Origin of the sequence: Streptomyces sp. rh34 (genome assembly GCF_002551245.1) — a bacterium.
Classification (GTDB): domain Bacteria; phylum Actinomycetota; class Actinomycetes; order Streptomycetales; family Streptomycetaceae; genus Streptomyces.
The window spans coordinates 1-1,198 of the sequence record NZ_NTGZ01000541.1 but is presented as its reverse complement, the minus strand read 5'-3'; the positions used below and the strand labels follow the sequence as shown (position 1 = coordinate 1,198).

Sequence of the window (1,198 nt, the reverse complement as noted above, 5' to 3'; positions counted from 1 at the left end):
GCGTACCGGTGTGCCGGGCGAGCACCGTCACCTCGTCGGCGGACCACGGCCCCGGGCACAGGCGCAGGGCGCACCGCAGGAGACGGCTGCGGAGCCCGGCCTCGACGGTGCTGCCGGCCAGGCCGAGCCAGTCACCCAACAGGGCGCGGGCTGCCGGGCGTTCGTGGGCGGCAACGGTGTCCGGCGGTGCGGGCCGCCGGGCGATGCGCAGGGCGAGCGCCGGGTCCCAGCCGGAGCGCAGCAGAGCCGTCACCTCGGGGTCGGACCCGTCCGGGGGCCCGCCCGGGGCGACGGGCGGCGTCGGCACACCGTGCCGGGCCAGTGGTTCCGCCAGGTCCTGGACGGAACCGGCGGCGAGCCGCACAGCGCCGTCGGCGACGAGCGCCAGCAGGGCGGGGACGACCGGCGATCCCCCCACGTCCAGGGCGAGCACGGCGCGGGCGGTCACCTCGTGGTCGAGGGCGCGGAGCTGGAGGCGGCGGGTGCGCTCGTCGCGCGCCGCTTCGGCGGCGGCGAGGAGGGTCGCGGCATAGGCGCTTCCCACGACGGCGTGCAGCGCGCGGGTCAGCGCGGACCGCAGCCCCGGGTTGTCGTCGCGGCCGAGCGCCCGCAGGAGATGCGGGACGGCGGCGGGCGCGCCCGCTTCGATGAGGGTGGCCGCCGCGGTCTTCCTGATGTTCATGTTCGGGTGGTGGAGACAGCCGGCGACTTCCTCGCCCGCCCAGCGGGCCCGTGCCGCGCCCAGCGCCGACAGGGCCGCGCGCACGGTCCGGATGTCCGCGTCGCGGGTGAGCGGGACGAGAGTCGCGGACAGGGCCCGCGCGTCCTCGCCCGAGGCGTCGTGGGCCAGCAGGGCGATGACGTGCTTGCGCACGTGCGGGTCGCGGTCGCGCAACAGACGGTGCACCCGGGCCCGGGTGGACGGGGTCGCGGGGACCTGGAGCAACGCCTTGAGCAGCACCGCCCGTTCGCCGCCGGTGAGCCCGGGCCGCTCCAGCAGGCCGAGCACCGTCGCGGTGAGGAACGCGTGGCCCGCTCCGGTGTCGTCCGGTACGTCGAGCAGACAGACCGGCCTGATCCGCCGCCGCCTCCACAACCGGCTCCCGTGGGCGCGCATCGCGTCCAACACCTCGGGCGGCAGCTCCGGTTCGCCGTCCGGGCGGGCCGGTCCCGCGGGGGCGAAGCCGGGGCCCGGGGC

The 1,198-nt window shown here is 78.0% G+C and carries 1 protein-coding gene; it reads right to left on the bottom strand.

Annotation, left to right across the window (positions count from 1 at the left end; translation table 11 throughout):
• A partial coding sequence (locus tag CR470_RS38065) for a HEAT repeat domain-containing protein (protein ID WP_179892530.1) occupies positions 1 to 1,198 on the bottom strand: 1,198 nt, incomplete at both ends.